The organism is Nocardia sp. NPDC060220 (assembly GCF_042727815.1).
Taxonomy (GTDB): Bacteria; Actinomycetota; Actinomycetes; order Mycobacteriales; family Mycobacteriaceae; genus Nocardia.
Map to the genome: position 1 here is coordinate 1 of NZ_JBHWZY010000341.1, position 6,986 is coordinate 6,986.

Below are 6,986 nucleotides of genomic sequence, written 5' to 3' on the forward strand. Positions count from 1 at the left end.
GAACTGTGAAGGCTGAGTCAGCCCCCGATAACTCCTTGGTAACCCGCTGCATCCAGCAGTTCACCGAGGGCGGAATCGAGGGTTGCCTCGTCGTCGAACGCGAGCTCGAACAGCCAACCCTCGTTGTAGGGATCTTCGTTGAGCGTCTCCGGCGTCTGGACCAGATCCTCGTTCACCGCAACGACTTTGCCGGTGAGCGGAGCGTAGATGTCGGACACGCTCTTGGTCGACTCGACCTCGGCGATACTGTCGCCGACGGTCACGTCTTTGTCGACATCGGGCAGCTGGACGAACACGACGTCACCCAGCTGTGACTGGGCGTAATCGGTGATGCCGACACGGACCGCCGTGGGGCTGGTCCGCCGCACCCATTCGTGCTCTTCGGTGTAGCGCAGTTCCTCAGGGGTCCGGGTCACTGGACGTCCTTTCATCGTCGACGTTGCACGCAACAGTATCGACTAGCTCCCCCGGTGCGGCACAGGCGGTATCGATCGCGCGACCGCGACCGCGAGCCCCGCGTAGAGCAGCCCGGTCCAGACGTAGAGTGCCGTGCCCCAGATCAGCAGGGCCCAGCCGAAGGCCCACCCGAAACTCGCCCCCGCCCAGTCCATCTCCCCGGTCAATATCCACGGCAGCGCCGACATCAGCGCGAAAGTGGCCGCTTTGCCCAGGTAGATCACTTCCGGCGCGGGTAGTTCGCGCCGCTTGTACACCGAAAGGGTCGCGGTGAGTACCAGATCGCGTGCGATCAAGATCACTGCCAGCCACCACGGCAGCAGACCGCGCACGACGAAGGCCACCAGGGTCGTCACCAGATAGAGCCGATCGACGAGCGGGTCGAGCAGCGCTCCCAGACGCGAGGACTGATCGAGCAATCGGGCGAGTTTGCCGTCGAGGAAATCGGTGAAGCCGCTGGCGATCAGCAAGGCGAAGGCCCAGCCGTCGGCGTGGCGGACCAGCAGGAGCCAGAGGAAGACGGGGATGCCGATCAACCGCACCACGCTCAGCGCGTTGGGCACGGTCAGGATGCGGTCGCTGAACACGCCACCGGTTTCGGTGTCGTGCGTGCCCGGCGTTCCTGATTCGGTTGCCACGCCCCTGCTTACCGCACCGACCCCGTCCGGCGCCATCCGGCCACGCCGAAACGCCGTCAACTCCGCTGTGTACCGAGCGCCACGCTGCCCGGCGCGCGGCAACCGGCTAACCTCGGCAATCGTGTCCGACAGTGGTATTGATCTGCGTTCCTACGTCTCCGCCGAGGACGCCCGCGAGCGTGGCCGGGCTGCCCGGCGGCGGGTGCCTGTCACCGAGCGTGACCGTGCCGCGGCGAGCCCCGATCGGCCGACGGTGCGCGAATTCATCGACATCAGCAACCGCGGCCGGATCGAACGTCTGATCCCGTTGCGGATCGGGCGGATGATCGCCTCGCCGTTCACCTTCTTTCGCGGCGCCGCGGGCCTGATGGCCGCCGACCTCGCCGCCGGACCGGACAGTGGTCTGGCCGCCCAGATCTGTGGTGACGCCCACGCCGCCAACTTCGGCCTCTACGGCACCCAACGCGGCGAGATCGTGATGGATATCAATGATTTCGACGAGACGGTCATGGGCCCGTGGGAGTGGGATCTGGAGCGTCTGGCGGCAAGCCTCGTGCTGGCGGGACGCGAGAGCGGCGTCGACGAGGACGATTGCCTGCGCGCGGCACGCGATGCCGCGCGTTCCTACCGTCATACCGTCGGCGAATTGGCCGACATGCCGTTCATGCAGTCCTGGACGGCGTTGCCCGACGAGTCGATCCTCACCAGTGCCAAAGCCGAAGACCTGCTCGACGACTTCAAGAAGGCCGCGAAGAAGGCGCGCAAGAACACCAGCGCCAAGGTGGTGGCGAAGTGGACCGAGCACCTCGACGACCACGAGACCGACATCCGCAAGCACCGTTTCGTCAGCGATCCACCCGTGCTGACCGCGGTCGACACGCCGGTGTCGGAAGCCGTGATCGACGGCCTGCAACGCTACGCGGGCACCATCCGGGAATCCCGGCGCAACCTGCTGGCCAGGTTCGCGGTCTCCGATGTCGCGTTCCGCATCGTCGGCACCGGCAGCGTCGGCCTGCACAGCTATGTGGCGCTGTTGCACGGCAACGACGGCGAGGCGGTGGTGTTGCAGGTCAAGCAGGCGCGCCCGTCCGCCCTCGCGCCGTTCCTGCCGCCCACCGAGCCCCGGCACGAGGGTGAACGGATCGTGGTCGGCGCGCGGACCGTGCAGTCCGAGACCGACATCCTGCTCGGTTGGACGACCGTCGAACTCGACGAGTCGCTGCCCTTCATCGTGCGTCAGTTCCGCAATCTCAAGGGCAGCATCGACCCGGCGGAACTGTCCGCCGACGATCTCGACGACTACGGCCGCCTCGCCGGCGCCCTGCTGGCCCGCGCGCACGCTCGCTCCCTCGACCCGCGCGCGCTGGCGGGGTATCTGGAAACCGACGATGACGACGAGCGGTTCGAGGACTCGGTGGCCCGCTTCGCGGTGCGCTACGCCGACCGCACCGAGGCCGATCACGCCGACCTCGTCGCCGCCGTGGACGCGGGCACGGTCGCCGCCGAACAGGATTGATCGAGCTACGATGTACGCCAACGGTTCTCGGCACAACGAAGGGCGGTCTCCATGCTCGTGCGCGTGCAGAATGCGGCAGGCAGCGATGCCGAGGCGGCACTGATCGACTGGTTGCGCACGTGGAAGGACCCGGCGAGCCCGCACGGCGTCGCCACGATCAACTGCAGCCTGTTCCACCAGGATCGGCTGCATCAGTTCGACGCGGTGGTCTGGACTCCGACCAGTTGCGTGATCATCGAGGCGGAGACGTTCACCGCCCCGCAGGACGGCGTGCTCGAGATCCCGCTCAACGGTCCGTGGATGGTCTCCGGCGAACTCGCCCAGTTCGCGGGCGCGGAGAAATCGACGCCGCTGGAGCGTTCGCGTGATCACACCTTCGCCCTGCAGGACTATCTCGCCGCGCGCGGGCTCGGCCAGCGCGCGGTGCACGGTCTCGGCCTGATCGTGCCGATGCCCGGCGCCCAGATCGACGTGCACCAGGGCTGGAGCGACCCGAGCTTCGATGTGATCGTCACCGACGACCCGCAACGGCTCGAGATGTATTTCGAGTTGCTGGCCGAGAAGGAACACAACCTCTGGACGGCCAACGACGTCGCCATCGCGTTCCGTGGCCTCGGCATCCTGCCGTTCCTGCCCGCGCCACAGGATCTGCTCAACGAGGGCTTCCTCGGCCCGATCGACGTGACGCTGTGGCACGGCGGGCCCACCCAGGCTGCCGCGGAGTCCTATGCCGAGCAACAGGCCGAGCTCGAACGCCAGGCGCAGTCCCGGGGCATGGTCGCGCCGTGGTACAGCCCGTGGAAGCTGTATCCGCGGGTCGGCGGCGATCTCGATTTCGGCCGGGCGTTCCTGCGGATCACCCTCGCTCTCGGCATGATCGTAGCCATCGTGTGGGTGCTGTGGTTCCTGGTCACGGCGGTGCTCACCTACGGTCCGGCCTGAGCGGCGCCGGACGGCGGCTATCGTCGCGTTCGTGATCGACCGTGTCGGTAGTACCTGCGCTGTGCGGGTGGCAGCGATCGGCGCCGGTGCCGCGCTGACCGCGTCGCTGCCGTTGACGTTCCCCGCGGACGGCGGCCCGACCGAACTGGACTCGGTGGTGCCGGACAACACCGTCTCCGCCGGCCTCGCGCAGGTGCTCGTCACGCCGAGTAACGCGCCGGTGGTCGTGGCGCTGCTCCTGGCCGCGTGTGCCTTTTTCGCGCTCCACCGGCAGTGGTGGCGGGCCGTGACCATGCTGGTGGTTCCCGAGGTCGCGTTGGTGGTCAACACCTGGTTGCTGAAACCACTGTGGGATCGGCAGCTGGACGACCATCTCGCCTACCCGAGCGGGCACACCGTCCACATGGTCGCTGTCGCAACAACTTTCGCGTGCCTGGTGACCGACCTGCGGACACGGATCGCGGTCGCGACGCTCACCGTGCTCGCCCTGATCGCGATCACCCCCGCGATGGCCGAACTGGGCTACCACCACCCCACCGATGTCCTCGGTGGGGCGGCGGCGGCCGCCTCGATGGCGATCGGCCTGTGCTGGATCTCCGATGCCCTACACGCCCGGCGCGCCGCCTAGCGACGATCGAAAACGCTGGCGTCGTGCAGCATTTCGGCGCGCAGCATCGTCTCGGGCACACCCATCGCCTCCACCAGGGTCAGCGCGTCCGGACGCAGGCGGTCGACGAGTTCGTTCACCCCGCGCCGCACCGCCTTGGCCCGCTCCACCGACATGAAGCGGTGCATGATGTACCAGGCCAGGTTCTCCTCCAGCGAGGCGTAAACGAAGAGGTCACAGACGGTTTCGGCCAGCGCCTTGGCATCCGGGTCCTCGATGGTGGCGATGCCGTCGACGAATTCCTCGAGCACGAGCCGGTCGATGTGCGCGGCGCCGGCGGCCAGGATGTGGTCCTGGGCATTGTTGAACGCCTCGAACGGGCCGGTGTCGGCGGCGCGGGCGCGCAGCCGGTGCGCGGCGGTGCGCAGCAGGTAGTCCTCGCGGTCGGCGAACAGCTGTAGCTGGACGTCGCGTTTGGACAGGTCGCCTTCGTCGACGGACTCGTCGTTGCGGTCGCGCAGGGTCTGGATCAGCTGCCGCACGCCCGAGCGTTGGCGCACCACGTCACCGGCCATGGTGGCGGCGAAGCGCACCCAGCCGAGTGCGTCGAGGTCGCGGACCTCGTCGGAGTAGGCGGTGAGCAGCTCCTTCGCCACGAGCTGGGTCAAGACGACGTTGTCACCTTCGAAGGTGGTGAACACATCGGTATCGGCTTTCAGCGTCACCAGGCGGTTCTCGGTGAGATAGCCGGCGCCGCCGCAGGCTTCGCGGCATTCCTGAATCGCCCGTGTGGCATGGCGGGTCTGAGCCACCTTCAGACCGGCGGCACGCTTCTCCAGCGCCCGCTGTGAGCTCGGTTCGGTGTTTTCCCCGCGCTGGATCTCATCCATCCGGCGCACGAGGTCGTTCTGGGCGAAGGCCAGCGCGAACGACTTCGCGACCAGCGGCAGCAGCCTGCGCTGATGGCTGCGGTAGTCCAGCAGCAGGGTCTCTTCACCGGTATCGGGGTCGGCGAACTGCCGGCGTGCCAACGCATAGCGGACGGCGATACTCAGTGCCACCCGCGCGCCCGCCGCAGCCGCGCCACCCACACTGACCCGGCCACGCACCAGCGTGCCGAGGGTGGTGAAGAAACGGCGGCTCGGGTTCTCGATCTCCGAGCTGTAGGTGCCGTCCGCGGACACATCGGCGTAGCGATTGAGCAGGTTCTCGCGGGGGATCCGCACCTGGTCGAAGACGATCCGGCCGTTGTCGACGCCGGGCAGGCCGCCCTTGATACCGTCGTCGTAGGTGGTCACGCCGGGCAGGTCCGCGCCGAGGTCGTCACGGATCGGCACCAGCAGGCAGTGCACCCCTTTGCTCTCGCCGCCGACGATCAGCTGAGCGAACACCGCGGCCATCCGCGCGTGCACCGCGGCACCACCGATGTAGTCCTTACGCCCCGACGGGGTCGGGGTGTTGACGACGAATTCCTGGGTGGCCGGGTCATAGGTGGCCGTGGTCTCCAGATCGGCGACATCGCTGCCGTGGCCCGACTCGGTCATCGCGAAACAGCCGAGCAGATCGAGCGAGATCAGGCGCTTGATGAAGTCACGGTGACGTTCGGTGCCCAGGTTCTCCACCGCGCCACCGAACAGTCCCCACTGCACGCCGGATTTCACCCACAGCGACAGGTCGGTGTAGGCGAGCATCTCCAGCCCGACGACCGCGCCGCCGGGATCACCGGTGCCGCCGTTCTCGGGCCGGAACCCGCGCTCGGGGTAGCCCATGGTCGCGATGACCCGCATCTGGTCGAGCACGCGAGCTCTCGCCGCGTGGATGTCGAGTTCGGGATCGTCGGTGAATTCCGCACCGGCGAGCTGGGTGCGCGCCTGCTCCCTGACCGTGCGCCACGGTCCGTCCAGCGCTGCGCGGAGATGTTCTGCCGTCGTCGATGTGCCGGTAGCCATGGCTTCGACACTAGCCCGCACACGATGGGTCACCCAGGCCCGAAACTCGGATCGGGTGAAAGTCTTGCCAACGGATTGAACACGCGTTTAACATATTGAACATGCGTTCAGCCGATCTCACCACCGCCGCCAGGATTCGCGATGCCGCGATCGAATTGTTCGGTGAGCAGGGCTTCGGCGTCGGCGTACGGGCCATCGCCGCCGCAGCCGGGGTGTCACCCGGGCTGGTGAACCATCACTTCGGCTCCAAGGACGGCCTGCGCGCGGTCTGCGACGATCGTGTGCTCGAGATCATCCGCGACGAGAAGCTGCGCGCGATCCAGGCGCCCGGTCCCGCGGGGATCTTGAACGCGATGGCCGAGATCGAGATGTACGCACCCCTGGTGGCCTACATACTGCGCAGCTTCCAGGCAGGCGGCCCGCTGTCGGAGTCATTGCTCGAACACATGATCTCCGACGCGGAGCAGTACATGCAGACCGCCGTCGACGAGGGCAAGGCCAAGCCGAGCCGCGACCACGCGGCCCGCGCTCGCTACATCGTGCTCTGCCATGTCGGCGCGATGAACCTCTACCTCCAGATGCGCATGCAGCGCGAAGGAAAACTCGATTACCGCAAGGCGATTCGTGAGCTGTCCGACGAGATCACCTTCCCGGCGCTCGAGCTCTACACCCAAGGATTACTCACCGATTCCACCATGCTCGACACCCTTTTCGAGGAGTAGACCATGCCCTCCCCCACCACCGACCGGGTCATCGATGTCGCGGGCCTGCGAAAGACGTTCGGCCGCTTCACCGCGCTCGACGGACTCGACCTCCACGTCAGCACCGGCGAAATCCACGGTTTCCTCGGTCCCAACGGCGCAGGCAAGTCCACCACC

Annotated in this window: 8 protein-coding genes; 5 read left to right on the forward strand and 3 right to left on the reverse strand. The window is 67.2% G+C overall.

Going from position 1 to position 6,986, the window contains the following annotated elements; all coding sequences use genetic code 11:
* Positions 1-17 precede the first annotated feature (17 nt).
* Entirely contained in the window at positions 18-416 is a 399-nt protein-coding gene (gene gcvH / locus ACFWF3_RS18670) for a glycine cleavage system protein GcvH (RefSeq protein ID WP_379219366.1), read from the reverse strand.
* 42 nt (positions 417-458) lie between these two features.
* On the reverse strand, positions 459-1,094 hold the full coding sequence (locus ACFWF3_RS18675) for a CDP-alcohol phosphatidyltransferase family protein (RefSeq protein ID WP_378631208.1): 636 nt from the start codon (positions 1,092-1,094) through the stop codon (positions 459-461).
* Between the two features lie 121 nt (positions 1,095-1,215).
* On the opposite strand from ACFWF3_RS18675, the gene ACFWF3_RS18680 reads away from it, so the two are divergent.
* The 3 genes from ACFWF3_RS18680 (at position 1,216) to ACFWF3_RS18690 (ending at position 4,180) form a co-directional block, all read left to right on the forward strand.
* Positions 1,216-2,610, forward strand: a complete 1,395-nt coding sequence (locus tag ACFWF3_RS18680; RefSeq protein ID WP_379314627.1) for a DUF2252 domain-containing protein — start codon at positions 1,216-1,218, stop codon at positions 2,608-2,610.
* A gap of 63 nt (positions 2,611-2,673) precedes the next feature.
* Complete coding sequence (locus ACFWF3_RS18685) at positions 2,674-3,552, forward strand: nuclease-related domain-containing protein (RefSeq protein ID WP_378991908.1); 879 nt, start codon at positions 2,674-2,676, stop codon at positions 3,550-3,552.
* A 31-nt stretch (positions 3,553-3,583) separates the two neighbouring features.
* On the forward strand, positions 3,584-4,180 hold the full coding sequence (locus ACFWF3_RS18690) for a phosphatase PAP2 family protein (RefSeq protein ID WP_379314628.1): 597 nt from the start codon (positions 3,584-3,586) through the stop codon (positions 4,178-4,180).
* On the opposite strand, the gene ACFWF3_RS18695 is transcribed toward ACFWF3_RS18690, so the two are convergent.
* On the reverse strand, positions 4,177-6,108 hold the full coding sequence (locus ACFWF3_RS18695; protein ID WP_379314629.1) for an acyl-CoA dehydrogenase: 1,932 nt from the start codon (positions 6,106-6,108) through the stop codon (positions 4,177-4,179). The two genes, ACFWF3_RS18690 and ACFWF3_RS18695, sit on opposite strands and share 4 nt — an antisense overlap.
* A gap of 101 nt (positions 6,109-6,209) precedes the next feature.
* On the opposite strand from ACFWF3_RS18695, the gene ACFWF3_RS18700 reads away from it, so the two are divergent.
* Together ACFWF3_RS18700 and ACFWF3_RS18705 are read left to right on the forward strand one after the other, a co-directional pair.
* Positions 6,210-6,830, forward strand: a complete 621-nt coding sequence (locus tag ACFWF3_RS18700) for a TetR family transcriptional regulator (RefSeq protein WP_379314630.1) — start codon at positions 6,210-6,212, stop codon at positions 6,828-6,830.
* 3 nt (positions 6,831-6,833) lie between these two features.
* Positions 6,834-6,986, forward strand: a 153-nt coding sequence (locus tag ACFWF3_RS18705) for an ATP-binding cassette domain-containing protein (protein WP_379314631.1), incomplete at its 3' end; no start/stop codon positions are given.